18 protein-coding genes are annotated in these 26385 nt (G+C 72.4%); 16 read left to right on the top strand and 2 right to left on the bottom strand.

Features of this window, described 5'->3' with window-relative positions; genetic code table 11:
* Positions 1-61: 61 nt before the first annotated feature.
* Positions 62-2176 carry a hypothetical protein gene (locus tag WMF44_RS10915; RefSeq protein ID WP_437299061.1) on the bottom strand — a complete coding sequence of 705 codons (2115 nt, stop codon included), beginning with the start codon at positions 2174-2176 and terminating at the stop codon, positions 62-64.
* Between the two features lie 62 nt (positions 2177-2238).
* Between WMF44_RS10915 and WMF44_RS10910 the strand changes: the two genes are divergently transcribed.
* From WMF44_RS10910 to WMF44_RS10890, 5 genes are all read left to right on the top strand, one after another.
* Positions 2239-2766, top strand: coding sequence for a tetratricopeptide repeat protein (locus WMF44_RS10910; RefSeq protein WP_437299060.1), 528 nt, complete (start codon positions 2239-2241; stop codon positions 2764-2766).
* Between the two features lie 48 nt (positions 2767-2814).
* Positions 2815-4212: a Si-specific NAD(P)(+) transhydrogenase gene (gene sthA / locus WMF44_RS10905; protein ID WP_437299059.1), complete on the top strand. Its 1398-nt coding sequence runs from the start codon at positions 2815-2817 to the stop codon at positions 4210-4212.
* 267 nt (positions 4213-4479) lie between these two features.
* Positions 4480-9504, top strand: coding sequence for an AAA family ATPase (locus WMF44_RS10900; RefSeq protein WP_437299058.1), 5025 nt, complete (start codon positions 4480-4482; stop codon positions 9502-9504).
* Complete coding sequence (locus WMF44_RS10895) at positions 9501-10304, top strand: hypothetical protein (protein WP_437299057.1); 804 nt, start codon at positions 9501-9503, stop codon at positions 10302-10304. Before WMF44_RS10900 ends, WMF44_RS10895 begins: the two co-directional genes overlap by 4 nt.
* 171 nt (positions 10305-10475) lie before the next feature.
* Positions 10476-11120 carry a Uma2 family endonuclease gene (locus WMF44_RS10890; RefSeq protein WP_437299056.1) on the top strand — a complete coding sequence of 215 codons (645 nt, stop codon included), beginning with the start codon at positions 10476-10478 and terminating at the stop codon, positions 11118-11120.
* A gap of 63 nt (positions 11121-11183) precedes the next feature.
* Here WMF44_RS10890 and WMF44_RS10885 read toward each other — a convergent pair whose 3' ends face one another.
* On the bottom strand, positions 11184-12278 hold the full coding sequence (locus WMF44_RS10885; RefSeq protein ID WP_437299055.1) for a hypothetical protein: 1095 nt from the start codon (positions 12276-12278) through the stop codon (positions 11184-11186).
* Between the two features lie 93 nt (positions 12279-12371).
* On the opposite strand from WMF44_RS10885, the gene WMF44_RS10880 reads away from it, so the two are divergent.
* The 11 genes from WMF44_RS10880 (at position 12372) to WMF44_RS10830 (ending at position 26370) form a co-directional block, all read left to right on the top strand.
* Positions 12372-13133 carry an SDR family NAD(P)-dependent oxidoreductase gene (locus WMF44_RS10880; RefSeq protein ID WP_437299054.1) on the top strand — a complete coding sequence of 254 codons (762 nt, stop codon included), beginning with the start codon at positions 12372-12374 and terminating at the stop codon, positions 13131-13133.
* Complete coding sequence (locus WMF44_RS10875) at positions 13130-13561, top strand: RidA family protein (protein WP_437299053.1); 432 nt, start codon at positions 13130-13132, stop codon at positions 13559-13561. Before WMF44_RS10880 ends, WMF44_RS10875 begins: the two co-directional genes overlap by 4 nt.
* Positions 13562-13593: 32 nt before the next feature.
* Positions 13594-14136 carry a MarR family winged helix-turn-helix transcriptional regulator gene (locus WMF44_RS10870; protein WP_012234634.1) on the top strand — a complete coding sequence of 181 codons (543 nt, stop codon included), beginning with the start codon at positions 13594-13596 and terminating at the stop codon, positions 14134-14136.
* Between the two features lie 40 nt (positions 14137-14176).
* Entirely contained in the window at positions 14177-15064 is an 888-nt protein-coding gene (locus tag WMF44_RS10865; RefSeq protein ID WP_437299052.1) for an enoyl-CoA hydratase family protein, read from the top strand.
* A complete protein-coding gene (locus WMF44_RS10860) occupies positions 15061-16314 on the top strand; it encodes an acyl-CoA dehydrogenase family protein (RefSeq protein ID WP_437299051.1) in 1254 nt (417 codons plus the stop codon). The genes WMF44_RS10865 and WMF44_RS10860 overlap by 4 nt, the downstream gene beginning before the upstream one ends.
* 2 nt (positions 16315-16316) lie before the next feature.
* Positions 16317-17816 carry an NADH:flavin oxidoreductase gene (locus WMF44_RS10855; RefSeq protein WP_437299050.1) on the top strand — a complete coding sequence of 500 codons (1500 nt, stop codon included), beginning with the start codon at positions 16317-16319 and terminating at the stop codon, positions 17814-17816.
* On the top strand, positions 17794-19497 hold the full coding sequence (locus WMF44_RS10850) for a benzoate-CoA ligase family protein (RefSeq protein ID WP_437299049.1): 1704 nt from the start codon (positions 17794-17796) through the stop codon (positions 19495-19497). Before WMF44_RS10855 ends, WMF44_RS10850 begins: the two co-directional genes overlap by 23 nt.
* 3 nt (positions 19498-19500) lie before the next feature.
* Positions 19501-20295 (top strand): creatininase family protein, encoded by a 795-nt coding sequence (locus tag WMF44_RS10845; protein ID WP_437299048.1) that lies wholly within the window; start codon positions 19501-19503, stop codon positions 20293-20295.
* A gap of 609 nt (positions 20296-20904) precedes the next feature.
* A complete protein-coding gene (locus tag WMF44_RS10840; RefSeq protein ID WP_437299047.1) occupies positions 20905-22791 on the top strand; it encodes a DNRLRE domain-containing protein in 1887 nt (628 codons plus the stop codon).
* 232 nt (positions 22792-23023) lie between these two features.
* Entirely contained in the window at positions 23024-25123 is a 2100-nt protein-coding gene (locus WMF44_RS10835; protein WP_437299046.1) for a L,D-transpeptidase family protein, read from the top strand.
* A gap of 62 nt (positions 25124-25185) precedes the next feature.
* Complete coding sequence (locus tag WMF44_RS10830; protein ID WP_437299045.1) at positions 25186-26370, top strand: acyl-CoA dehydrogenase family protein; 1185 nt, start codon at positions 25186-25188, stop codon at positions 26368-26370.
* Positions 26371-26385 lie beyond the last annotated feature (15 nt).

Raw genomic sequence — 26385 nt, 5'->3', positions numbered from 1 at the left:
ACGACGCGCTGTGTCGCGGGCGCGCGCCGCGAGGACGCCGCGCGGACGGCGAGGAGGCCGATCATGGCCTTAGCAGCCAGACATGGAAGCTGCGGAACGTCCCCCGGAGCGCGCGGATCCGGACGATGTCCCCCGGCGCGACGTCGCGCAGCGGCACCCGGATCTCGGACCAGCGGTCCAGAGGGCGCTCTGGCACCTCGACGCGCGCCTCGTCCGCGGCGCGCTCGACCGCCACGCCGATCGCGATCGGGCCGCCCCCGTCGGTGCGCAGCGCGAGCACGGCGGGCCCGCGGGCGCTCGCGTCGGCCGCGTCGGCCGCGTCGGCCGCGTCGGCCGCGTCGGCCGCGTCGGCCGCGTCGGCCGCGTCGGCCGCTCCGATGGCGAACGACTGCTCGCGCCCCTCGGGGATGATCCTGCCGGCGTCGAACCGCGGCGCTCCGCCGCCGTCGCTCCCGTCCCGCAGCACGGCGCCGACGACCCAGCCGCCGCGCGGCGACGGGAACGCGTAGCCGTGCGTCCGCTCGTCGACCAGGTCGGCGATATCCACCTCGTCGATGGCCCCGTCGCGGCGCTCCCCCGGCGGGGCGAGCGCCGACCAGTCCGCCTCGTAGATCACCTTCTCGTCCGCGGCGCACATCACGTTGTCGTCGATCTTCACCGCGTCGACGCGCCGGCCGAAGACGTCCGCGAGCCCGCCCCACCACGAGGGGTACAGGGCGAAGACGTCGGGCCGCTCGGCGGCGTCGAGCCGCTCGATGAGCTCGACGACGGCCGGCACCCCGTGCACCGAGGCCCGCGCGAACGGCATCCCCCGGTACCCGCCGAGCCCGAGCCCGTCGATGGCCGGGATCCCCGACAGGTACGGGATCGCACCCGCGTCGCCGAGCAGCACCCGCCGCGGCGCTCGGTGTTGGCGCGCGCGCGCGGCGAGGCGCCGCGCGACCTCGACCTGCTGCCCGGCGATGTTGGCCGAGGATCGGGCGAAGTGGTCGATCTGCCGCGCGAACCACGCCGAGGGCGCCGCGAGCGCCGCGAGCGCGAGCGCCGCGGCGACGCCGGCCGCGAGCCGCCCCCGCCGCGCGAGCGCCTCGGTCCCGAGGGCCGCGGCGACGAGCAGCATCGCGAGCGCCGGGGCGGCGTAGCGGAGGTTCTGGTAGCGCGCCGTCGTGTTGAGCGCGACGAGGAGCAGCGAGCCGTAGGCGCCGATCAGGAGCGGCACGGCGAGGCGCCGCGTCCGCCGGTCGAGCGCCGCGATCGCGCCGAGCAGCGGCAAGAGGAAGGCGTAGGACGGGCCTCCGAGCGCGCTCTCCAGCGCCTGCACCCGCAGCGCGGCGAGGTTCTTGATCACCTCCAGCGCCTTCTCGAGCGGCGCCGGGTACGGGTTCGAGAGGATGAGCTTGCGCACCGCCCCCGCCGCGCTCCACTCCCCCGTGAGCGCGCGGTTCGCGGCGGCCTGCACACCGAGGAGCAGCGCGGTCGGCAGGGACGCGCGCGCGAGCGACGCCGCCGCGCCCAGCGAGCCCGCCGCGTGGGCCACGGCGACCGCGAGCGGCGCCGCGAGCGCGACGGCCTCGGGCCGCGTCGCGACGAGCAGCGCGGCCAGGAGCCCTGCCCGGAGCTGCTCGGCCGGGCGCTCGGCCGGCGGGGCGAGCTCGGCGCGCCGCACCGCGACGAGCGCCCGGCCCATCACCGCGCCGAGCAGCGCGACCTCCATCCCGGAGAACCAGCTCCAGTCGAGCAACGGCACGGCCACGACGAAGAGCGGCGCGGCCCAGGCGACCCAGCGGGAGGAGGCGGCGCCCGGCCCGCCGCGGGGCTCGAGGAGCCGCCGGAGCGACCGGCAGAGATCGAGCAGCGCGGCGCACGCGAGGAGCGCGGCGAAGAGGCCGAGCCACGCGCCGCGAAAGCCGAGCAGGTACCCGGGCGCCAGGGCGAGGGGGTACGCCAGGCTGGTCCCGCCCGAGGAGTAGCCGTTGCCCGGGATCCACGAGAACGGGTGGCCGAGGGCCGCGGCGCGGGCGAACCCGAAGTGGATGTAGACGTCGTCGAGGGGCGCCGGCCAGACGCCGCCCGTCCTGGCGAGCGCGGGGCCGTAGAACGCCGCGGCGGCGCCGAGCACCGGGATCGCGGCGCTCGCGTGCCACAAGAGCGGCCGGATCCACGGCGGGCGCCTCACCGCCCGGCCGGTACCACGAAGGAGCCCGGGACGGCGCGCCGAATCTGGCTAGACTGCGCGCCATGGTGCTCAGAGCCGTGGTGGACGAATCGATCGACGCCGCCCACTGGGAGGCCGTCGAGGAGGCGGCCGAGCTCCTGCAAGAGGAGCAAGTCCAGGAGGCGCTCGTCGCGCTGCGCGACGTGATCAAGGCCTCCCCGTCGAACCCGTACGCGTACAACCTGCTCGGGCACGCGCTCTACGAGCTCGGCCAGCTCGAGCCGGCGCGCGACGCGTACCGCGCCGCCGTGCGGCTCGCGCCGAGCTTCCTCGGGGCGCGGGTCGGCCTGTCGCACGCGCTCCGCCGCCTCGGCGACACGGACGGCGCGATCGCGCAGGCGAAGGAGGCGCTCCGCCGGTTCCCGAAGGACGGCGAGGCGATGCACGCGATGGGGCTGGCGCACGCGGCCCGCGGCAACCGCGCGCTCGCGCGGAAGCACCTCCAGGGCTTCCTCGACGCGGGCCCGGAGGTCGAGGCCGCGATGGAGGTGCGGCAGATCCTCGAGATGCTCGGCGTCGGGGGCGACGACGAGCCGCTCCAGTTCGAGTAGCCTTCTCCCGGCGCACGCGCGCTCGGCGCGCCGGAGGCAAGGAACTCGATGGTGACCACCCCGCACTTCGATCTCATCATCCTCGGCACGGGGCCGGGCGGCGAAGGCGCCGCCATGACGGCCGCGAAGCACGGCAAATCGGTCGCGGCGATCGAGCGCTACACGCGGGTCGGCGGGGGCTGCACCCACTGGGGGACGATCCCCAGCAAGGCGCTGCGCCGCGCGATCTACCACATGAACCTGATCAACCAGAGCCCCATCTACAAGCGGATGGATGTGGTTCCGGAGTACCCGTTCGCCGAGCTCCTCGCGACGGCGAACCGCGTCATCGACGAGCAGGTCGATCTGCGGGAGAGCTTCTACGACCGGAACCGCGTCCGGCTCGTCCCGGGGCAGGCCAGGTTCGTCGATCCGCACACGATCGAGGTGGAGGGCGACGGCGGCCAGCGCCGGCGGTACGCGGCCGACAGCTTCGTCATCGCGACCGGCTCGCGCCCGTACCGGCCGGCCGACATCGACTTCAGCCACCCGCGCGTCTTCGACAGCGACACGCTGCTGCGCATGGATCACACCCCCCGGAGCATCACCATCTTCGGGGCGGGCGTCATCGGCTGCGAGTACGCGTCGATGCTGCGCAACATGCAGGTCGCCGTGAACCTCGTGAACACGCGCTCCCATCTCCTGGAGTTCCTCGACGACGAGATCACCGACGCGCTCGGGTACCACTTCTGCGACAAGGGGATCCGCGTCCTGAACGGCGAGGAGCACGAGGCGGTCGAGGCCACGAAGGAGGGCGTCGTGCTCTCCCTGAAGAGCGGGAAGAAGCTCCGGAGCGAGGTCTTCCTCTGGGCCAACGGGAGGTCGGGCAACACGGCCGATCTCGGCCTGGAGAACGTCGGCATCACGCCGAACAAGCGCGGTCAGCTCGAGGTGAGCGAGACCTTCCAGACGAGCCAGCCGCACATCTACGCGGTCGGCGACGTGGTCGGCTTCCCGGCGCTCGCGAGCGCGAGCTACGACCAGGGCCGGTACGCGGCCAGCCACATCTGCGGCCACGCCGACGACAAGCTGGTCCGTGACATCCCCACGGGCATCTACACGACGCCCGAGATCTCGTCGCTGGGCAAGAGCGAGCGGGAGCTCACGGCGGAGAAGGTGCCCTACGAGGTGGGGAAGTCGACGTTCAAGACGCTCGCGCGCGCGCAGATCACGGGCCAGCAGGTCGGGATGCTGAAGCTGATCTTCCACCGCGAGACGCTCGCGCTGCTCGGCATCCACTGCTTCGGCGAGAACGCCGCGGAGATCATCCACATCGGGCAGGCGATCATGTCGCAGCCTGCGCCGCACAACACGATCCGGTACTTCGTGAACACGACGTTCAACTACCCCACCATGGCCGAGGCCTACCGCGTCGCGGCGCTCGACGGGCTGGGGCGCGTGTTCTGAAGGCGCGGCGGGGCGGCGCTCGGAAGATCGAGAACCCAGGCCCATCCCTGAAATCGGTGGCCCGCCTGGTTTGGCATCTGGTGTGCTGCCAGGGAGGACGATGCTCCGGCGACCGTTTCCGGTCCGCCGGGGGCTCCCAGCTGCCTCCGCCGCACCGTTTCCGATCCGCCGAGGGCTCCTGGCTGCCTCCTCCAGATCGTTTCCCATCCGCCGGGGGCTCCCAGCCGCCTCCTCGGGGGCGGGGGTCTGGTACGGTCCCGGGGTCCTATGTCATCGATCTCTGCAGGCGCCGAGGAAAGCGTGCCATCCAGCGAGCCCGGCTCGGACGATGCCGGCGCCTCCGATGTTCCGACGGATCTCCTGACCGAGGCGGCGGCGCGTGCCGGGCTCGGCCCCGAGGTGGCAGAAACGCTGGCGAGGTGGCTCGCTGCCCAACTCGTCGGCGATCGGTTCGCCCGGCTGGAGCAGGCTGGCGCCGGCGTGGAAGGCGGGATCCCGCTTGCGCGGGTGTTCGTCGATCTGGAGGTCGCGACGACGCCTCAGCCCGAGCCGTCGGAGTCCGGCGCGCCCGTCCGTGGCTTCGTGGATCGTGTGCTCCAGCTGCAGCCTCGCCGGCTCGTGGAGCGGGCGAGCGGTGCACGCGTGACCGGGCGCCGCGCGACCCGCGAGATGGCGACAACCGCGGAGCTCGCCGAGCACGGTGATCCCCCGGAGCCGATGACCGGATTCGTGCTGATCGGCGGCCCAGGGCAGGGAAAATCGACGCTAGGTCAGCTCCTGTGCCAGCTGCACCGCGCTGCGCTCCTCGCGCCGCGGGCGGCTCAGCTCGACGAAGAAGCTCGCAAAGCGGTGGAAGCGTTCGCGGGCCCCCGGGCGCAGGAGGAGCTCGGACGGCCGATCGCGCCGTGTTTGCCGGTGCGCCTGGTGCTCGCCGAGGTGGCTGCCTGGCTCGCGGCGCGCGGCACCCCCGGCGAGGCAGCGACAGAAGAGGCCGAGGCCCCGCTGGCGCTGCTGGAGTACCTCACCGCGTCGATCCAGGAGCGGACCGGGCGAGTCCTCGCTCCCGCTCAGCTGCAGCGGCTCCTGGTGGCGTGCCCGTGGCTTCTGGTGCTCGATGGGCTGGACGAGGTGCCGGCGTCGAGCGACCGCGACCGGATGCTGACCGCGGCGCGCTCACTCGTCGCGTGGCTCCTGCGCGGCGGGGCGCGCGGCCTCGTGGTGGCGACGACGCGGCCGCAGGGCTACGCGGGCGAGCTCGAAGGCTTCGGCCTCGCGCTGCAAACGCGCTACCTCGTTCCGCTGTCCAAGGCGCGCGCGCTGGCATACGCGGAGAAGCTCGCGGAGGCGCGCTTCGCCGAACCGCCCGAGCGCCGGAAGAAGGTGCTGGAGCGGCTCCGGCTCGCCGCCGAGGAGGAGGCCACGGCGCGCCTGATGCGCAGCCCGCTCCAGGTGACGATCATGGCCACCCTGGTCGATCGCGTCGGCCGGGCGCCGAGGGAACGCTGGAATCTCTTCCGCGACTATTACCGGGTGATCTACGAGCGCGAGATGGAGAGGACCGTCGAGGGCCCCGCCAGCGCGGGAGTCCGGGTCGCGCTCAACGACACGGCCGAGCTCCTGCGGAGCCACCGGGCGTACATCGATCGGATCCACGCGAACGTCGCGCTGCTCCTGCAGGTGGAGTCAGAGCGCTCCGGTGGCACGGCGGCGCTGATGACGGCCGGCCGACTGGAGCAGGTGATCGACGCGGTGCTCGCCGAAGACGAGATCGAGCCGCAGGCGCGGCGAGAGCTCACGGGCCGCATCGTGCAGGCGGCGCGGGATCGCCTCGTGTTCCTCGTCGAGCCGCAGCCCGGCCGCTTCGGGTTCGAGATCCGCTCACTCCAGGAGTTCATGGCCGCCTGGGCCCTGGCAAGCAAGGGTGAGGTGCTGCTCGAGAAGCGCATCGCGAGGCTGGCCAAGGCGGCGAGCTTCCGGAACGTGGTGCTGTTCCTGGTGAGCAAGTGCTTCACCGAGCTCTCGGATCTGCGCGACGCCTTCACGGAGCGGATCTGCCCGCAGCTCAACGACGATCCGGAGGACGAGACGGCCCGCGCCACGCTGGCGGGCTCGATGCTGGCGCTCGATATCCTCGAGGAGGGCTCCGCGCTCGAGCAGCCGAAGTACGCGCGGCGGCTGATGGAGATCGCCACGCGCCTCCTCGATCTGCCTCCTGGTCCCGAGCACATCCGGCTTGCCGAGATCCAGGCGACGAGCACGGTTGACACGCTCCGGGGGGCTCTCCTCCATCGTCTCACGGATGGATGCATACCTGCCCGCCTCGCGGCATGGCTCAGCACCATCGTTGCCGCCGAGCTCGGCGTCGACTGGGCTTATCAACTCGCGGATGCGCACTGGCCAGCCGATGGCGAGACGCGACGCTCCATTGTCGTCGCTGTCGCTGAGAACACAGGCACCATGAGCCCTTGGCTTCATCAACGTGTATGCGAAGCACCAGAAGACTTCACGCCCCACTTCCTGGAATCGGCGCTGGACGACACCGCTCTCGCACACAACGAGACACCATCACCTTCCTGGCTGACCGCCGTAGCCGGCATCATCGAGCCATCAGCACGCTCCCCCGACATTCACGTTCAGTTCGATGGATTTGACACAGACGCCTACATCGATCTCTCACCACTGGGGAGCGCCATCACCGCATGGCAAGACCTGGCCAATGCGCGACTCACCGAACCTTCGTGGACCGCCTGGACCGCAGCTGCCGAATTCGCCGTCGATCCCTCCGCGCGGTCGCTGGCCAAGGCCCTCGGTCAGCTTGCGGAGCACGGCGCGTTAGAGAAGCTTGGCCGGTGGTTCTCCTCCTATGTGCCATGGCCGCTGGCTGCATGCCTGGAGACATCGTCGTCCCCAGCAGACCTGGCCCGGATGTCTCAGTTAGCACGCTCCGGCGTGCTCGGAGACCGATCCGACTGGCAAGCAGCCGAGGCCAGGTGGACTAGCCAGGGCGTCCGATGGGATGACATTCTAAGCCTGACGGACGAAGAAGCTCCGTTCGGGGCGCGGATTGCTGCGGAGGGATTTCCATCGCCCGCCCCACACGGGATTGCGCTGAGGCTGTCCGACACGGACAAGGACCGCTGGACCACAGCGCTGAGAAACGACTTTGCCGCCGCAAGCACAGCGGCAATTCGCCGCGCCGTCGCAAGGATACTCCTCTATGCATGCAAGTGGCTCGGGCGAGCCGGGAAACGCTTGAGCAAGCCGTTCTCGCCTGATGAGCTTGCCAGCCTGCTGGGCGCAACCGAAAGAAGGCTATCGCCCTACGCACTCGTCGCCGGCGCAGACCTGAGCGCAAGCACGGCAGCTTGGTACGACGCCCTCGAAAGCGCAACGCACATCGAGCCGGACTGGCGAACCGATCTCTATACCCTTGAGACACACAAACAAACTTCCGATGCCATCCAATGGATCGCCACTCTATATTCGGCGCAGCCATCTCGAGACGCTCTCGTCAGGCTACTCGGTTTGATGGCCGTTCACGGCTACGGGAGTCCGAGGGGGCTCAACCCGACGCTGCTGCAACCGGAACGATTCGCGGACGCTGATACTCGCGTCGCAGCGGTTCTGCTGATCCTGGCACAGGGTCAGCTAGTCCAGGACGACCCCGAGGTCACCGCCAGGGAGCTGGTCGAGCACTGGTCGGCGGAGGTGTTCCCGCTCCACAAGCTCTCTCGCTTCTTTCAGTTCCTGTCCTTGCTGCTGGATCGCGACACGCTCGACCAGGTTCTCCTCGCGCTCTATCGCCACGCGCTGCCCAGGAGCTGGTCGCTGGCAGGCGCGCTCATCGCGCTCCTCCGGGATCGCCTCCGGCAACGCGCGAGCGGCCTTGATGATCCCGCCCTCTGGGATCACCTCCGGCTGCCGCTTCCGCTCCCGCTCCTGTTGCCGGTGCCTGGCACGGAGCCGGCTGGACCCATGTACCTGCGGCGGATAAACGTCGAGCGCGTCCGGTCCATCACCTCGATCCAGTGGGAGCTGCCGCGCGCCGAGCGCGGCCCCGGCTGGCACGTGATCCTCGGCGAGAACGGCGCCGGCAAGAGCTCGTTCCTGCGGGCCGTCGCGCTCTCCCTGCTCGGCCCGGACGCGTCCGGCGCGCTCCGGCAGCCGTGGGGCGAATGGGTGCGGCGGGACGCGACGAGCGCGCGCGTCGAAGCGCGGCTCTCGTACGAGGTGACGCCCCACGACCCGCACCCCAACCCGCCGGGTCTGCACCCGGCCGCGGGACAGGACGGCAGCGACATCCGCACCGATCTCTCGCTCGATCTGATCCTGGAGCTCGCGCAGGCGGGCACCGAGACGAAGATCTTCGAGCAGACCGAGGCCGCACGCGCGCTCTTTCGCCGCGCCGCGGGCGCCTTCAGCGCGGCGTACGGGCCGTTCCGCCGCTTCTCCGACGGAGACCCGGCGTACGAGAAGATGTTCATGGACCAGCCGCGCGTAGCTCGGCACATCTCCCTGTTCGACTCCCGCATCGCCCTGACCGAGAGCCTCGCCTGGCTGCGCGAGCTCCGGTTCAAGCAGCTCGACAACAAGCCGGAAGGTGCGCTCCTCGATCCGTTCAAGAAGTTCGCGAGCGACGCGGGCCCCCCGTTCTTCCTGCCCCATGGAGCCCACCTGGCCGACGTCTCCTCGGACGGCGTTACCTTCGTCGACGGCAACGGCTTCGAGATCCCCGTCGAGGATCTCAGCGACGGCTACCGCGCCGTGCTCAGCCTGACCTTCGACCTCATCCGGCACATGGCCGCGGTCTTCGGGCACGAGCGCGTCTTCGACCCGGAGGACCCGACCGTCGTCCTGCCCGGCGGCGTCGTGCTCATCGACGAGATCGACGCGCACCTCCACCCGAGCTGGCAGCGCCAGATCGGGCACTGGTTCAAGAAGCATTTCCCCAACGTCCAGTTCCTGGTCACCACCCACAGCCCGCTCGTGTGCCAGGCGGCGGACACCGTGTTCCTGCTGCCGGCGCCCGGCAGCGACGAGGAGGCCCGGCGGGTCGAAGGCGTCGATTTCGAGCGCCTGCGCTACGGCAACGTGCTCGATGCCTACGGGACCGATGTGTTCGGCCGAGGCGTCACGCGTTCCGAGGAGGGCAAGCGCCTGCTCGAAAAGCTCGTGGCCCTGAACCGGAAGGAGCTGGAACGAGGCATCTCTCCGGAGGAGATGGAGGAGCAGGAGCGGCTCCGGGCGATCTTCCCCACCTCGGCCGTCAGCACGCGCCGCGGGGCCGCGTGATCCACGTGTGCCTGTCCTCGTGCCCGGACGGCGCCGAGGCGGCGCTGAACGAGCTGCGCGATTACCAGGCCGAGGTGGACGACGAGCCGTCGTACGCCGGGCAGGTCGAGGCAGCGCAGCGCCTCTGGGACAGGAAGAGGAAGAACAAGCCCATCTCGGTTGCGCGCGAGATGCTCCTGCGCATGTGCCCGAGCTCCCGCTACTGCATGTTCTGCGAGGACTCCCGCGGCAGCGACGTGGAGCACTTTCGACCCAAGGCGCTCTACCCCGAGTTCGTCTTCGCCTGGGCAAACTTCCTGTACGCCTGCAGCCTGTGCAATCCGTCGAAGTCGAGCCGGTTCAAGGTGTTCCGCCCCGATGGCACGATCTTGGATGTCACCAGGAAGCAAGGCGCGCCGGTGATGGCCCCGGAGCCCGGCGAGGCGCTCCTCATCGATCCGCGGCACGAGGACCCGCTCGATCTCATGCACCTCGATCTGTCGACAGGGCGCTTCGACGCGCGCCACGAGGCAGGCCTCGCGCGCGAGCGAGCGCGCTACACGGTCGACCTGCTCGGGCTCAACGAGCGGGAGTACCTGTGCGCCGCGCGCCAGGACGCCTTCGAGGCCAACGAGAGCTTGCTTCGCGACATCGGCGCGCTCCGGCAAGCAGGACGACCGCAGGCCGAGATCGCGAGGAAGGTGAACGCGCTCCGCCGGCATCCGCACCGGACCGTGTGGGACGAGATGAAGCGCCAGCGGGAGAAGGTCCCGAATCTCAATGCGCTGTTCGGGGCAGTTCCCGAGGCGCTCGGGTGGTGAGCAGCCATAGCCGCTCGCATGCTGGGTGCGGACGAGCCTTCGACTCTGCAGGGTGCGCCCGGATCGTCCGGCGTGGCGCGGAAGCCGCCGGGACGAGTCGCGCGAAGTCCAACCGCGTGGGTTGCCGGCGCGCCGCCCGGCGGTGATACTCCTCCGAAGGAGCACGCTGTCATGGCCGCCGCTGCACCCCTCCTCGCCCCCCCCGCCGAGCACGCCGATGCGGCCGCGGCAGACGGCTCGGAAGACCAGCTCATCGTCCTTCATGACGTCTCGTGGGAGGAGTACGAGGCCCTGCTGGCCGTCCTCGGTGACCGCGCCGGCGTGCGGGTGACGTACTGCGACGGAGTGCTGGAGCTGATGAGCCCGGGCGGACCCCACGAAGGACGGAAGACGATCCTGGCCCGCCTCGTCGAGGCCTACGCGGAGCAAGCGGAGCTGCCACTCAGCGGGTACGGCAGTATGACCGTCCGCAGGCGGCTCGCGGCGCGGGGAGTGGAGCCGGACGAGTGCTACGTCTTCGGTTCGGTGGAGGACGGGGGGATCCCGGAGTTCGCGATCGAGATCATCGAGAAGAGCGGGACCATCAACAAGCTGTCCGTGTATGCAGGGCTCGGCGTGCCGGAGGTCTGGTTCCTGAAGAAGGGGAAGCTCTCTCTTCACGTCCTCGGCCCGGATGGCTACGCCGAGACGGAGCGAAGCCGGTTCTTGCCGGGGCTCGACACCGCGGCGCTGACGGAGTTCATGGTGCGCAAGGGTGACCAGACGACGGTCGTGCGCGCGTGGCGAGCGATGCTCCGCGAGCGCGGCCAACGGTGAGCGCGATCCGCTGAGCGGCAAGGCGCCGCCTCCGCCGCTACCCCCGCTCCCCTAGCCTCCCCCCTACCCCCCGCCGCTCGCCCGCGCCGCGCACGCCGCTGCGATCGCCTCCGAGCCCGCCTCTCGCGCCACGATCTCGCACGCGCGCCACGCCGCGAGCCGCTCCGGCCCCGCGGCGCCCCGCGGCGCCGCCGCGACCCGCGCCTCGACCGAGCGCGCGAAGGCCTCCAGCGCCGCCTCGTCCCCGCGCTCCGACAGGAGCGCGCCCAGCGTGAGCGCCGCGTGCGCGACCTGCCGCTCCGCGCCCGGGTACATCTCCTCCGCGAGCGCCTCGACGAGCGCCGGGAGGTCGCGGCGCGCCGCGGCCTCGCGCGCCCGCACCTCGGGCGCCGCGGCCTCGGCCCCTGCGACGCCGAGGCGCCGCTCCAGGTAGCCGACCACCGAGCGGGCGACGCGCTGGAACGAGGCGAGCCCGTCGGTCGGCGCCTCGAGCACGCCGCCCCCGGCGCGCGCGCCCGCGACGTCGAGGTCGAGCACGATGACGAGATCCTCCCGCTCCCCGATGACCACGAGGTCGCGCGCCCAGTCGAGCGAGCGCTCCTCCGCGAGCCACGCCGTCGCCCGCGCGACGTCGCCGCGCGGCAGGATGAGCGTGCCGTCCGGGAGCGCGATGCCGTCCGCCGCCGCGTAGAGCGCCGCGAGATCCGGCGGCTCGGCCAGCGCGAGGGACCACGCGCCCGCCCCTGCCGCCGGGGGCCGCGCCTCCACGCCGGCGCATGCGAGCAGCGCGGCGACGCGCGACGCGAGCGCGCCGGCCGCGCTCTCGGCGTCCGCCGGCAGCTGCAGCGGCAAGCCCCTCGCCACGGCGTGCATCTCGGTGCCGCGAGGCGGCGCGAACGTGTCGCCGGTGCCTTTCGGGTCGATGCTCTCGGTCATGTAGACGCCCTTCGGCGCGAAGCCGTCGCGGGGCGCGACGAACAGGCGCGCAGCGTAGTGGATCGGATCGACCACGTCGACGATCGACTGCGCGAGCGAGATCGCGGGGTGGAGCGCGTGCTCCGCGCCCCGGCGATCCGGCGTGGCCGTCGAGCTGGACCATACCGCCCTCGCGGCGGCGGCGCAGATCGTTCGGCCGCGCCCGCTCTGGTCTTCGTCCATGCTCTCCGCCCACTACGTTCCAGACGACGCGCCGCGGGCCGACGAGGGTGACTTCGGCTTGTGCTTCATATATATATGATTTAGGTGCTCCGGATGTCCCTGGAAGGCAGGATCGCGCTCGTCACGGGTGGGGGTCGCGGCATCGGCCGGGCGATCGCCGAGCGGCTCGCGCAGGGCGGCGCGCGCGTCGCCGTCGCGGGCCGCACGCAGGCCGAGATCGAGGAGACGGCGGCGGCCGTCGGGGGCGTCGCCGTCCGGCTCGACGTCGGCGATCGCGAGGGCGCGCCGCCGGCCATCGCCGCGCTCGAAGCCCAGCTCGGGCGCATCGACGTGCTCGTCAACAACGCGGGCGTCGCCGAGAGCGCGCCGTTCGACAGGACCAGCGACGCGCTCTGGGACCGCATGCTCGCGGTCAACGTGACCGGCGCCTTCGCGCTCTGCCGCGCCCTGATCCCGAAGATGATCGCGCGCGGGTTCGGGCGCGTCGTCAACGTCGCCTCGACCGCCGGGCTCGTCGGGTGCGCCTACTCGACCGCGTACTGCGCGTCGAAGCACGCCATGGTCGGCATGACCCGCGCCATCGCGCTGGAGATCGCCCGGACGCCGGTGACCATCAACTGCGTCTGCCCCGGGTGGGTGAACACGAGGATGGCGGACGAGGCGATCTCCCGCATCGCCGAGAAGACCGGGCGGGGCGAGGACGCGGCGCGGCGGTCGCTCGAGTCGATGTCGCCCCAGGGCCGGATGGTCGAGCCCGGCGAGGTCGCGCTCGTCGTGGCGATGCTCTGCAGCGACGAGGCGCGCAGCATCCATGGCCAGGCGATCCCGGTCGACGGGGGGCAGGTGATGCGGTGAACGGCGATCTCGAGATCGTGCAGCCGGCCGGGTGGCCCGCGCCGCGAGGCTACGCCAACGGCGTCGTGACGAGCGGCAGGACGCTGCACATCGCGGGGCAGATCGGGTGGGACCCGGCGTCCGGGCGGTTCCGGAGCGACGATCTGGCCGAGCAGTTCGCCCAGGCGCTCGACAACGTGCTCGCGGTCGTCGCGGCCGCCGGCGGGGCGCCGGGCGACGTCGCGCGCATGACCGTCTACGTGACCGATCTCGAGGCGTACAGGGGCTCGCTCCGCGCGATCGGCGCCGCGTGGCGGGCGCGGTTCGGCAAGCATTTCCCGGCGATGGCCCTCCTCGGCGTCGCGGGGCTCGTCGAGCGGCGCGCGCTCGTGGAGATCGAGGCCGTCGCGGCGCTCGACGCGCGCCGCGGGGGCGGGGGCGGCCCGTGAGGCGCGGGGCGCCGGCGAGGCGGCCGCTCGCCGTGGTCCCCCCGCCGGAGAGCGCGCGCGGCGATCAGGCCGCCGTGCGCGCCTGGGTGCGCATCCTCGCGGTCCACAAGCGCGCGCTCGCGGCCATCCGGGAGGACCTGGAGCACGAGATGACCCTCCCGCGCTTCGACCTCCTGGCGAACCTCGTGCGCAGCGACGGGCAGACGCTCGCGTCGCTCTCCCGCAGCATGCTCGTCACGGCGGGCAACCTCACCGGGCTCGTCGATCGCGCGGCGCGCGACGGCATGGTCGAGCGGCGGGCGGACCCGAGCGACCGCCGCGCGTGGCGGGTGCACCTGACCGCCAAGGGGCAGCGCGCGTTCCGCGACGCCGAGCGGCGGCACGCCGCGCGCGTGGCGAAGGTGTTCTCCGGGCTGAGCCCGGCCGAGCTCTCCACGCTGACGCGGCTGCTCGACAAGCTGCGCACCACGCTCCGCGAGCCGGACATGCCCGTCCCGTCGCGCCCCGGCAGCGCCCGCGCGCACGCCGAGCGGAGCGCGCGGAGCCCCCCGCGGCGCACGCGGACGAAGCCCTGATCGCGCGAGGCTCGCGTCCGGCGCGCGCCGGACCCAGGAGATGCCCATGACCCTCACACCCCGCTCCTTCCAGCTCGAGATCAGCCGCGGCGTCGCGGAGATCACGCTGAGCCGCCCCGACCGCCTGAACGCCCTCACCTTCGAGGTCTACGGCGAGCTCACGGCCACGTTTCGCTCGCTCGAGCGCTCGGCCGCGCGCGCGGTCGTGCTCACCGGAGCGGGGCGCGGCTTCTGCTCGGGCGGCGACGTGGACGGGATCATCGCCGAGCTGTTCGCGCGCGACGCGCGGGGGCTGCTCGAGTTCACCCGCGCGACCGGCGCGCTGATCCAGAGCATCTGCGAGCTCCGGCGCCCGGTCATCGCCGCCGTCAACGGGGTCGCCGTCGGCGCGGGCGCGGTGATCGCCGCCGCCTGCGACCTGCGCATCGCCGCGGCGAGCGCCCGCTTCGGGTTCATCTTCCCCAAGGTCGGCCTGTCCGGCGCCGACATGGGCGCCTCGTACCTCCTGCCGCGCATCGTCGGCCAGGGGCGCGCCGCCGAGCTGCTCTTCTTCGGCGATCTCATCGGCGCCGACGAGGCGCTCCGCATCGGCCTCGTGAACCGCGTCGTCGCCGACAGCGACGCGCTGGGCGTGGCGCGCGGCTGGGCCGAGCGCCTCGCGCGCGGGCCGGCGTTCGCGCACGCGATCACCAAGCAGATGCTCGAGAGCGAGCGCACGATGCCCCTCGCCGCCGCGATCGAGGCCGAGGCGCAGGCGCAGGCCATCTGCATGGCCCACCCCGACTTCCGCGAGGCCCACGAGGCGACCAGGGCGAAGCGCCCGCCGCGCTTCGAGGGCGCCGACCTGGGCGACGCGCCGGCCGCGCCCGGCGACGCCGACGCGCCCCCCACCCCGCGGTCCACCGGCCAGGAGACGCCCCGCGTATGAGCGGGCTCGCGCTCTCCTCCGCCGAGCTCCCCGTCTTCTTCGAGGAGCGCCATGCCGCGCTCGCCGCGCGGCTGACGCCCGAGGCGCTCGCCCCGCTCGCGCGGCTCGCCAGGGCGCACGACGCCGCCGCCGTGGCGCGCGGCATGGGCGAGCCGCTCGGGCTCTACGCGCACCTCGTCCCCGAGGCGCTCGGCGGCGCGCCGAGCGGCAGCGGCCGCCCCGCGGACGCGACCGCCGTCGACGTGCGCTCGCTGGTCCTCATCCGCGAGGCGCTCGGCCAGGTCGCCCCGCTCGCCGACGCGATCTTCGCGGTGCAAGGGCTCGGCTCGTACCCGATCGTGCTGGCCGGCAGCGACGCGCAGCGCCGCGCGATCTTGCCCGACGTGCTCTCGGGGCGGCGCATCGGGGCCTTCGCGCTGACCGAGCCCGAGGCGGGCAGCGACGTCGCCTCGCTGAGGACCGAGGCCCGCCGCGAGGGCGACGGGTGGGTCCTCGACGGCGAGAAGGTGCTGATCTCGAACGTGCCGCTCGCGCACCACCTCGTGGTCTTCGCCCGCACGGGCGCGCCGCCGCGCGACGGCGGGCGCGCCGCGATCACGGCGTTCCTCGTCGACAGCGGCGCAGAGGGCGTCGCCTCGGAGCCGCTGCCGATGTCGGTCCCGCACCCGATCGGCCGGCTCCGCTTCGACGGCTGCCGCGTGCCCGACAGCGCGCGGCTCGGCGAGGTGGGCGGCGGCTTCAAGCTCGCGATGCAGACGCTCGACGCCTTCCGGATCTCGGTCGGCGCGGCGGCGAACGGGATGGCCGCGCGCGCCCTCCGCGAGGCGATCGCCCACGTCACCCGGCGGAGGCAGTTCGGAGCGCCCCTCTCGGAGCAGCAGATGGTGCGCGCCTACCTCGCCGAGATGGCGACCGAGCTCGACGCGGCCCGCCTGCTCGTCGCCCGCGCGGCCCACAAGCGCGACACGGCTGCGGCCGGCGCGGCGGCGCGCGTCTCGACCGAGGCGGCCATGGCGAAGATGTTCGCCACCGAGGCGGCGCAGCGGATCATCGACCGCGCCGTCCAGCTCCACGGCGGCATGGGGGTCATCGAGGGGACCGAGGTCGAGCGGCTGTACCGCGAGATCCGGCCGCTGCGCATCTACGAGGGGACGACGGAGATCCAGAAGCTCATCATCGCGAAGGGCATCCTCGAGCGCGCCGCCGCGGAGCCCCCGGCCGACGAGCGCGCTCGCGGCGGGGCGCGGTAGCCATGTGGAGGCCGCGGGAGCGGATCCGCCACGCGCTGCCCCGCGAGGAGCCTCCGAGCGCGGGCGAGGCGGCGCGCGCGCGCCTCTTCTCGCCGCTCCGCCTCGCCTCGGGCCTCGAGCTCGCCGAGCGCTCGTGGGTGCCCGCGATGGTCCCGTGGCGCGCGACCGAGGAGGGCGTCGTCACGCAGGACGTGCTCGACTGGTACGGCCGCTTCGCCGAAGGCCAGCCCGGCGCCCTCGTGGTCGAGGCGACCGGGATCCGCGACGTGCCGAGCGGCCCGCTGCTCCGCGCCGGGCACGATCGGTTCGTCCCGGGGCTCCGGGAGCTCGTCCGGACGGTCCGCGCGCGGAGCGGCGGCAGGACGCGCGTGTTCCTGCAGCTCATCGACTTCCTCCGCATCCGCAGGCGCCCGGCGAAGGACAGGTTCCTGCGGGAGTTCCTCGAGATCACCGGCGCGCACCGGCGCGCCCTGTCCGCGGCGCTCGGGGAGCCGCCGCTCCGGGACGCGCCGGAGCGCGACGTGCGCGAGCGGCTGCTCGCGCTCGACGACGCGCGGCTCGAGGCCGTGCTCGCGCCCCGCGAGCTCGAGGCGCTGCGCTTCGGCGAGCGCGAGCGCGTCACCGACGTCGCGCTCCCTCACCTCCGCGATCTGCCGCGGACGCTGCCGGGCCTCTTCGCCGCGGCCGCCGTGAGGGCGCGCGAGGCGGGCTTCGATGGGGTCGAGCTCCACTACGCGCACGCCTACACCATGGCCTCGTTCCTTTCCGCGCTGAACACCCGCCCGGACGGCTACGGCGGCGATCGCGAGCGCCGCGCGCGCCTCCCGCTCGAGGTGTACGCGGCGGTGCGCGCCGCCGTCTCCGCTCGCTTCACGGTGGGCTGCCGCTTCCTCTGCGACGACATCGTCGCGGGGGGCAGCCGGGTCGACGACGCGGCGTTCTTCGCGCTCGCGTTCGCGCGCGCCGGCATGGACTTCCTCTCGCTGTCGACCGGCGGCAAGTTCGAGGACGCGAAGCAGCCCAAGGTCGGCGAGGCCGCGTACCCCTACACCGGCCCGAGCGGATACGAGTGCATGCCGACCGCGATCTCGGACGCGGCGGGGCCGTTCGGGCGGCAGGTCCCGAAGCAGGCGCAGATCCGGCGCGCCCTGCGCGAGGCCGGCCTCGGCACGCCGGTCGTCGTGGCGGGGGGGATCTGCACGTTCGCCCAGGCCGAGGCGATCCTCGCGCGCGGCGAGGCCGATCTCATCGGGGCGGCACGGCAGACGCTCGCGGATCCCGACTGGTTCCTGAAGGTGCGGCTCGGGCGCAGCGGGGAGGTCCGACGTTGCATCTATTCCAATTACTGCGAGGCGCTCGATCAGCGCCACCGACCCGTGACGTGCCAGCTCTGGGATCGCGAGGGGCTCGACGAGCCGGGGGTCGCGACCACGGAGGGCGGAAAGCGCCGGCTCACGGCGCCGCGATGGAGGCGTGACGATGACCGCACCGACGTTCCCTGACGAGCTCAACCTCGCCGACTACTTCCTGTTCGATCGGCTGCGCGAGGGGCTCGGCGACAAGGTCGCGCTGCTCTTCGGCGATCAGCGGCACACCTACGCCGACGTCGCCGAGAAGGTCCGGATGCTCGAGGCGCACCTCGCCGTCGAGGGCGTCGCGCTCGAGCAGCGGGTGCTCATCGTCCTGCACGACTCGCCCGCGTTCGTCTGGGCCTTCTTCGCGGCGCTGAGCCACGGCGCCGTCGTGGCGATGGGCAACCCCGAGGCGCCCGCGCCCGACCTCGCGCACCTCGTCGAGTACACGCGGGCCGCCGCGGTCGTCACGATCCCGCGCGTCGCCGAGGCGCTCGCGCTTCAAGGCGCGCTCGCGGCCACGGACGTCCGCACCGTCGTGCTGGTGCCCGAGGTCCCGACCGGCGGCGATCTCGAGGCCGATCTCCCGGTCTCGCCGGCCCTCGCGGCGCTGCGGGGCACCTCGCTCCGCGGCGCCCTCGCGCAGGGGCGCGCGGCGCTCGCGGCGAAGCGCGCCCCGGCGGGCCCCCGGCCCACCCGGCGCGACGACATCGCCATCTGGCTCTTCACGTCCGGCTCCACCGGCAGGAGCAAGGCGGCCATGCACACGCACCGCGACTTCGCCTTCAACACCGAGCGCTACGCCAAGGCGACCGTGGGCTACCGCAGGGACGACATCACCGTCTCGGTGCCGCGCCTCTTCTTCGGCTACGCCACGGGCACCAACCTGATGTTCCCCTTCGCCGTCGGCGCGACGTCGGGCCTCTTCGTCGAGCGGCCGACGCCGGAGTCGCTCGCGCGGTACATCGAGCGCTATCGCCCGACGGTCGTCACCAACGTCCCGACGATGATGGGCAAGCTGCTCGATGACGACGACGCCCGCGCGGCGCGCGGCGCGCCGCGCCTCGACCTCTCCAGCGTCCGCTTCCACCTGTCCGCGGGCGAGGCGCTGCCGCCGGCGCTCCTCGAGCGCTTCCGCGCGCGGTTCCACGCCGACGTCTATGACGGCATCGGCTCCGCGGAGATGTTCCACATCTACTGCACGAACCGCCCCGGCGACGTGCGCCCGGGGTCGCTCGGCCGCGTCGTGGAGGGGTACACGATCAAGATCCTCCCCTCGGACGCGGCCGGGCCGGGCGCGCCCGAGCTCCCGCCCGGCGAGACAGGCGTCATGTGGGTGAAGGGCGACTCGGTCGCGCTCGGCTACTTCCAGGATCGCGAGAAGAGCTGGAGCACCTTCCACGGCCACTGGTGCCGCACCGGAGATCTCTTCCGCATGGATGCCGAGGGCTACCTCTGGTTCAGCGGGCGCGCCGACGAGCTGCTCAAGGTGGGCGGCGTCTGGGTCGCGCCGGTCGAGGTGGAGGAGTGCCTGACCGAGCACCCGGCCGTCAGCCTCGCCGCCGTGATCGGCGCCGAGGAGGCGGGCCTCGTGAAGCCGAAGGCGTTCATCGTGGTCCGCGACGACGCGCGAAGCCGCGTCGCCACCGGCGAGGGGCGGGCCGAGCTCGCCCAGGAGCTCAAGGCCTTCGTGAAGGACCGGCTGAGCAAGCACAAGTACCCGCGCTGGGTCGCCTTCGTCGATGACGTCCCCAGGAACGATCGCGGCAAGGTCGATCGCAAGGCGCTCCGGCAGCGCGAGGCCGCCGGCGAGAACCCGGCGGGCCTGTAGCCCATGCAGGCCGCGCCGCGCCTCGCGGAGCTCACGACGGAGGAGCTCGCCGCGCTCCTGTCGGGCGGCGCGCCGTGCGTCGCGCTCGTGCCGGTCGGGTCGGTCGAGCCGCACGGCCCGCACCTGCCGCTCGGCACGGACACGCTCATCGGCGAGGCCGCGGCCGAGCAGGCCGGCCGCCGGCTGTGGGCGCGCGGCGTCGCCGCGCTCCTCGCCCCGTCCGTCGGTTATGGCGTGACCGACTTCGCGGCGGGCTTCGCCGGCGCCATCTCGATCCCGGCCCCCGCGCTCACCGCCTTTCTGCGCGCCGTCGCCGAGGCCTACCTGTCGGCCGGCCTGTCGCATGTCTGCTTCATCAACAACCACCTCGAGCCCGAGCACGACCGCGCCGTCCGCGCCGCCACCAGCGGCCTGCCCCTGGGCCGCGCCTCGGTCGCGTGCCCGCTCGCGCGCCGCTGGGCGCGGACGCTCTCCGCGGAGTTCCGGAGCGGCGCCTGCCACGCGGGCCGTTACGAGACATCGCTCGTCCTCGCCGCGGCCTCCGCGCTCGTCCGGAAAGACATCGCCGAGGCCCTGCCGGACCTCGGCCTGAGCCTGTCGGAGGGCATCAAGGCAGGAGCGAAGAGCTTCCGCGCGCTGGGCATGGACGCCGCCTACACGGGATCTCCGCGCGAGGCATCCGAGGACGAGGGCCGCGCGTTGCTCGATCTGCTCGCGACGATGATTGTCACCGAGGTCGAAGAAGGCCTCTCCGGCGTTTCCGGCCACGAACCCGCGCCAGGAAGAAGCAGCAGGTAACCCAACGAGCGCTCAGGTAGACAAAAGCAGGCACTCCTGCCCCAGCACCACCCCCTCACGCTCACCTGAACGGCAGAATCCGCCGTCGACTCACGCGCCCCGGCAAGCGGATCAGGCTGTTCAGGCCGTTCGAACTGATGTGGCTGCTCATGTCGCGCGGCACGCGCAAACGTGGGCAAAACGTGGGCAAAACGTGGGCAAAACGTGGGCAAAACGTGGGCGAACCGCGAGCAGAACGTGAGCAAACGTGAGCGGCATTGCAGATGCGCCTCGCGGCGCTCGACAATCACCAAGCACTCGATCAATAATGCTTAGTTTTGCTCCGACGTCACAAGCAACATCAACAGGATTTTGACGACAATCCTCGATTCCCAATTGACGCGTTCAATTCCAGGCCGTACAACGGTATCGTTTTCCTCGCGCGCTGTTTGACGCCAGAACGATCCGACGGCTGACCTGATGAAGGTGATGCTTTACGGCGCGCAGGCAGATGGTGGTTTTGGCGGGGGCGCTCTCTGGCGTTCCTGCGCGACGGCATCACACGCAGCCTCGCGGGCGGAGCTGGCCCGACGACGCGGATCGGAGAGCATCATGAGGAATCGAACGATCATGAGAGGGTCTCGGCATCTGCTCCTGGCGTCTCTCGCCGCCGCCTCCGGCGCGGCGCTCGCCGGGTGCGTCGGCGCACAAGACGAAGGTGACGAGCTGCTCGGTGAGGCGCAGCAGGCCGCGACGGTCTGTGTGACTCTCCAGCGCACCGGGACGACGGGCGTGGTCAAGGATGCCCTCATCAATTCGACCTACCCCACCTACACCCCCACCGGAGCCGACATGTACGCTGGCGAGAGCTCCGGCTCCCAGCTGCGTGGGCTGATCGCGTTCGATCTCTCGTCGATCCCTGCCGACGCCACCATCGTCTCGGCGGATCTCTACCTCAACCTCGGCGCCTCGACCCCCGACGTGATGCGCGTGCACCGGGTCACGACGCCCTGGGACGAGAACACCGTGACGTGGAACTCGCACTCGACCGCCTGGGATCCCACCGTCCTGGGGACCCTCACGGCGAGCTCGGGATACACGTATACTTACCACACGCTCAGCCTCACCAGCACCGTGCAGAGCTGGGTGAACGGCACCGTCTCGAACAACGGCGTGTTCTTCGAGCAAACCCTGAATCGCACCCACATCCGAACGAGCGAGAGCTCGCTGGATCGGCGGCCGTATCTACGCGTCTGCTACGACAGCGAGACGGGGGGCACGACGGCGACGTCGAGCTCCAGCTCCTCGACGACCTCCGCCACGACGTCGAGCTCCAGCTCCTCGACGACCTCCGCCACGACGTCGAGCTCCAGCTCCTCGACGACCTCCGCCACGACGTCGAGCTCCAGCTCCTCGACGACCTCCACCACGACGTCGAGCTCCAGCAGCGCGGGCGGCGCGGGGGGTGCCGGCGGCGCGGGCGGCGCGGGGGGTGCGGGGGGTGCCGGCGGCGCGGGCGGCGGAGGCGGGGGCGGCGTGCCTGGCCTGCCGATCAGCTGCAACAGCAGCACTCCTGGCGCAGGTGCCAATTGCGGCGTCGAGGGGGGCGATAATTGCTGCTCGACCCTTCCGGTCCCGGGCGGCACGTTCAACCGGCTCAACAACGCGGGTCTTCCGGCGACGGTCAGCAGCTTCTACCTCGACAAGTACACGGTCACGGTGGGGCGCTTCCGGCAGTACCTCGAGCAGACCGGCGGCCCGACCCAGGCCAACCCGCCGGCCGCCGGCGCGGGTGCGCACCCGAAGATCGCGAACAGCGGCTGGGACCCGTCGTGGAACGGGTATCTCGCGGCCAGCACGGGCGCGCTCAAGACGGCGCTCATCTGCGATCCCTATGGATGGCCGTCCTGGAGCGACACGCCGGGAGCCAAGGAGAAGAAGCCGATCGTCTGCGCGACGTGGTACGAGCTGTTCGCGTTCTGCGCGTGGGACGGCGGCCGGCTGCCGACCCAGGCGGAGCTCAACTACGCCTCTGCCGGCGGCGACGAGCAGCGCATGTTCCCGTGGGGCGGCTCGAGCGTCGAGAGCATCATCGGCGTCAACCAGGACGGCTCCACGGATGTCACACGGTATGCCTCCTGGTGCTGCCAGGGCGACGGCACGGTCGCGGGGGATGGAGCGAACCGCTGCCTGGGTGAGCCGTACCCGAGCAACTATCCCTGCGCGCACACGGATCTCACGGACGTCGGCAAGTTCCCCCAGGGCGCCGGGCGGTGGGGGCAGCTCGACCTGGCTGGCAACGCGTACAAGGCCACCCGTGACGGTTCGGACAACTATCAGCTGCTGATGCCCTGCAACGACTGCTCGCGGCTCGACAACAGCTCGAGCGCGCGCTTCATGCACGGCGGCAGCTTCCTGGCCGCCGGGTACAAGCAGACGACGGACTTTCGGGCTTCCTACGCGGGCACCTCGCGGCGCTACTACGTCACAGCGACGTGCGCGCGCGATCTCCCGTGACGCCGCTCCGGCCGGCGGCCCGGCGAGGCGACCGCGCGCCGCGCGCCGCGCTGGTGAAGCCGGCGGGCGCGGGTCCGCCGCGCACATCGCGCGAGGGCGCCCGCCGGCCCTGCCGGGCCTCCCAGGCGGGCGCCTCCTGCCGGCGAGCCGCTCGCTCCCGTGCCCTCCCGCTCTCCTGAGTGACCCCCCCTTGAACTTGGCCCTCGCCGGCGCCCCTTGATACGCGCGCTCCATGCGCGTGAGAGGCGTTTTCCTCCTGCCGGCGATGGCGCTCGCGACGCTGAGCGTGAGCTGCCCGCGTCCTGCCTCCGAGCCCGCCGCGACGTCCCCGGCCCCTGCGCCCGCCTCCGCCGTCACCGCGCCGCTCGCCGCGGCCGCGCCGGCCGTCGCTGCCCCGGCGCCCTCCGCCGCCCGCGCGGAGGACGCCGCGCTGCCCGGCGAGGAGGCCGCGACGGCGCCGGGCGCGCTCGCCGCGACGCCGGGCGGCGACCCGCTCGCGTTGCCGGCGCTGCCGCCGGAGCTCGTCGATGACGGGTCCGACAAGCTGCCCGAGATCGATCCTCCCCCGGCCACCTCGCCGACGGCGGCCGAGGAGGAGGTCCACGAGCTCGCGAGCGTCGCCAGGGAGACGTGGATCTTCGCCGAACCGCGCTGGACCAGCCGGCGCATCGGGTACCTGCGCGCCGGCGCCGTGGTCGCGCGCAGGCCGGAGCCGTCCGGCAGGACGTCGTGCGCCGACGGCTGGTACCACATCGAGCCGAACGGCTACGTCTGCATCGGCGCCAGCGCGACGCTCAACGTTCACGACCTCGCGGTCGAGGCATCGTCGCGCCGCCCTGTCCGCCTGTTCGCTTCGCCCCCCTTGCCGGTCGTTCGTGGCGAGGCCGCGCCTGGCGCGGCGCAGGCGGGCGAGGCCGCGCCTGGCGCGGCGCAGGCGGGCGAGGCCGCGCCTGGCGCGGCGCAGGCGGGCGAGGCCGCGCTTGCCGCAACGCAGCCGGACGCAAACGCACTTGCCGCGACGCAGCCGGGCGCAAACGCACTTGCTACAACGCAGCCCGGCGAGACCGCACTTGCTGCAACGCAGCCCGGCGCAAACACACTTGCCGCGACGCAGCCGGGCGAGACCGCACTTGCTGCAACGCAGCCCGGCGCAAACACACTTGCCGCAACGCAGCCGGGCGAGACCGCACTTGCTGCAACGCAGCCCGGCGCAAACGCACTTGCTGCGACGCAGGCAGGGGACGCGACAACCCTGCTCGGCGGCCTGCCCTACACGTACGTGATGTCTCGCTCCCCCACCCCGCCGCTCTATGCGCGCCTTCCGGACGAGGACGAGCAGCGCGGCGCCGAGCCCGACCTCGGCGGGCACCTGCTCCGCGCCGCGACCGCCGCGCGCGCGCCTGACTTCGTCGCGCCGCCGCCTCCGGACGCGACCCCCTCGGTCCTGCTCTACGGGCGGCCGGCGCCCGGGCTCGCCGGCGATCGCCGCTCTCCCGACGCGCTCGTCCTGGGCCGCGCCCGGACGCGCTCCGGCTTCGCCCTGCTCTCGACGTTCGATCACGACGGGCGCCGCTTCGGCCTGACGACCGACCTCGCCGTCCTGCCGCTCGACCGCACCCGCGTCATCCGGCCGAGCGCCTTCGCCGGGCTGGTGCTCCCGGAGGGCGTCACCTTGCCGGTGGCCTTCGCCAGGCGCCGCCACGCCGCGCGCCTCGTCCCGGGCGAGCGGGGCGGCGTCACCCGCGCCCCGCTCCGCTTCCGCGAGGCGATCCCGCTGTCCGGCGCCTCGCGGCGCCTCGGCGGCATCGACTACCTCGAGGCGCGGGACGGCTCGCTCGTCCGCTCGGACGAGGTCGTGCGCGTCGACCCGCTCCCCAGGACGCCAGCGTGGGCGGTGCGCGGGCGGAAGTGGATCGACGTCTCGATCGACAAGCAGAGCCTCGTCGCCTACGAGGGCACCCGCCCGGTCTACGTGACGCTCGTCTCGACGGGGGCGGACGGCCTCGGCGACCCCAAGACGACGCGCTCTACGATCCAGGGGCTGTTCCGCATCCACACGAAGCACGTCACGGTCACGATGGACGGCGACGAGGAGGACGAGGATCCGTTCGACTTCCGCGACGTGCCTTTCGTCCAGTACTTCACGGAGGGCTTCGCGTTCCACGCGGCCTACTGGCACGACGATTTCGGCACCCCGCGCAGCCACGGTTGTGTGAACCTCTCTCCGCTCGACGCCGCCTGGCTGTTCGAGTGGACGACCCCCGAGGTCCCGGCCGAGTGGCACGGCGCGCTCTCGTTACGGAAGGGCACGCTCGTCTCCATCCGCCCCTGAGCCGGCGGCCCGCCGGCGCTGCCCCTTCCGCGCCGCGCGAAGGCACGCTACACGCTCGATCCATGGCCATCCAGGAGCCCCTCTCGCTCGATCAGCTCATGGCGATCGATCCGCTGCTCTCCGAGGAAGAGCGCATGATCCGCGACGCCGTCCGTCGCTTCGTGCGCGAGCGGTACCTGCCGCGCGCCGCGGACCTGTTCGCGCGCGAGGAGTTCGCGACCGACCTGATCCCCGAGATCGCCGCGCTCGGCCTGCTCGGGGGCTCGCTGACCGGCTACGGCTGCGCCGGCATGAACTCGGTCGCTTACGGCCTCGCGCTGCAGGAGCTCGAGTATGGTGACAGCGGCCTGCGCAGCTTCGTGAGCGTCCAGGGCTCGCTGGCGATGTATCCGATCTGGAAGTACGGCTCCGAGGCGCAGAAGCAGCGCTGGCTGCCGAAGATGGCCGCCGCCGAGCTGATCGGGTGTTTCGGCCTGACGGAGCCCGACAGCGGGTCGGATCCGAGCTCGATGAAGACCCGCGCCCGGAAGGACGGGAGCTCCTACGTGCTGACGGGCACGAAGATGTGGATCACGAGCGCCCCCATCGCGGACCTCTGCGTTGTGTGGGCCAAGGTCGACGACGGAGGGGCCGAGTCCATCCGCGGCTTCGTGGTGGAGCGGGGAATGAAGGGGCTGGAGACCCCGCTCATCCACGGCAAGATGAGCCTGCGCGCGAGCCCGACCGGCGAGATCGTCCTGAACGAGGTGCGCGTGCCGGAGGAGAACGTGCTGCCGGGTGTGGTCGGCCTGAAGGGCCCGCTCGGCTGCCTGACCCAGGCGCGCTTCGGCATCGCGTGGGGCGCGCTGGGCGCCGCGCGCGCCTGCTACGAGACGGCGGTCTCCTATGCGCGCGAGCGCGTCCAGTTCGGCCAGCCGATCGCGTCGCGGCAGCTCATCCAGTCGGAGCTCGTGGAGATGGCGACGGAGATCGCGAAGGGGCAGCTCATGGCGCTGCACTTCGGCCGGCTGAAGGACACGACCGGCATCAGCCCGGTGCAGGTCTCGCTCTGCAAGCGCAACAACGTGGGCTGGGCGCTCAAGATCGCGCGGACCGCGCGGGGCGTGCTCGGCGCGAACGGGATCTTGCTCGATTACCCCGTCATCCGGCACATGCTCAACCTCGAAAGCGTGTACACGTACGAGGGCACCGACGAGGTGCATTGCCTGATCCTCGGCAACGCGATCACGGGACACAACGCGTTCTGATGCGAATCGCGCGGG

It is taken from the genome of Sorangium sp. So ce426, from assembly GCF_051475585.1.
Lineage (GTDB): Bacteria > Myxococcota_A > Polyangia > Polyangiales > Polyangiaceae > Sorangium > Sorangium cellulosum_B.
Note: the sequence above shows the minus strand (reverse complement) of the source record. Positions and strands in the feature narration are given on the sequence as shown.

Coding starts and splice junctions, on each gene's coding strand:
- WMF44_RS10910 (WP_437299060.1), top strand. CDS start 2,239: ATGGTGCTCAGAGCCGTGGTGGACGAATCGATCGACGCCGCCCACTGG.
- sthA (WP_437299059.1), top strand. CDS start 2,815: ATGGTGACCACCCCGCACTTCGATCTCATCATCCTCGGCACGGGGCCG.
- WMF44_RS10900 (WP_437299058.1), top strand. CDS start 4,480: ATGTCATCGATCTCTGCAGGCGCCGAGGAAAGCGTGCCATCCAGCGAG.
- WMF44_RS10890 (WP_437299056.1), top strand. CDS start 10,476: ATGGCCGCCGCTGCACCCCTCCTCGCCCCCCCCGCCGAGCACGCCGAT.
- WMF44_RS10885 (WP_437299055.1), bottom strand. CDS start 12,278: ATGGACGAAGACCAGAGCGGGCGCGGCCGAACGATCTGCGCCGCCGCC.
- WMF44_RS10880 (WP_437299054.1), top strand. CDS start 12,372: ATGTCCCTGGAAGGCAGGATCGCGCTCGTCACGGGTGGGGGTCGCGGC.
- WMF44_RS10865 (WP_437299052.1), top strand. CDS start 14,177: ATGCCCATGACCCTCACACCCCGCTCCTTCCAGCTCGAGATCAGCCGC.
- WMF44_RS10860 (WP_437299051.1), top strand. CDS start 15,061: ATGAGCGGGCTCGCGCTCTCCTCCGCCGAGCTCCCCGTCTTCTTCGAG.
- WMF44_RS10855 (WP_437299050.1), top strand. CDS start 16,317: ATGTGGAGGCCGCGGGAGCGGATCCGCCACGCGCTGCCCCGCGAGGAG.
- WMF44_RS10850 (WP_437299049.1), top strand. CDS start 17,794: ATGACCGCACCGACGTTCCCTGACGAGCTCAACCTCGCCGACTACTTC.
- WMF44_RS10845 (WP_437299048.1), top strand. CDS start 19,501: ATGCAGGCCGCGCCGCGCCTCGCGGAGCTCACGACGGAGGAGCTCGCC.
- WMF44_RS10840 (WP_437299047.1), top strand. CDS start 20,905: ATGAGAGGGTCTCGGCATCTGCTCCTGGCGTCTCTCGCCGCCGCCTCC.
- WMF44_RS10835 (WP_437299046.1), top strand. CDS start 23,024: ATGCGCGTGAGAGGCGTTTTCCTCCTGCCGGCGATGGCGCTCGCGACG.
- WMF44_RS10830 (WP_437299045.1), top strand. CDS start 25,186: ATGGCCATCCAGGAGCCCCTCTCGCTCGATCAGCTCATGGCGATCGAT.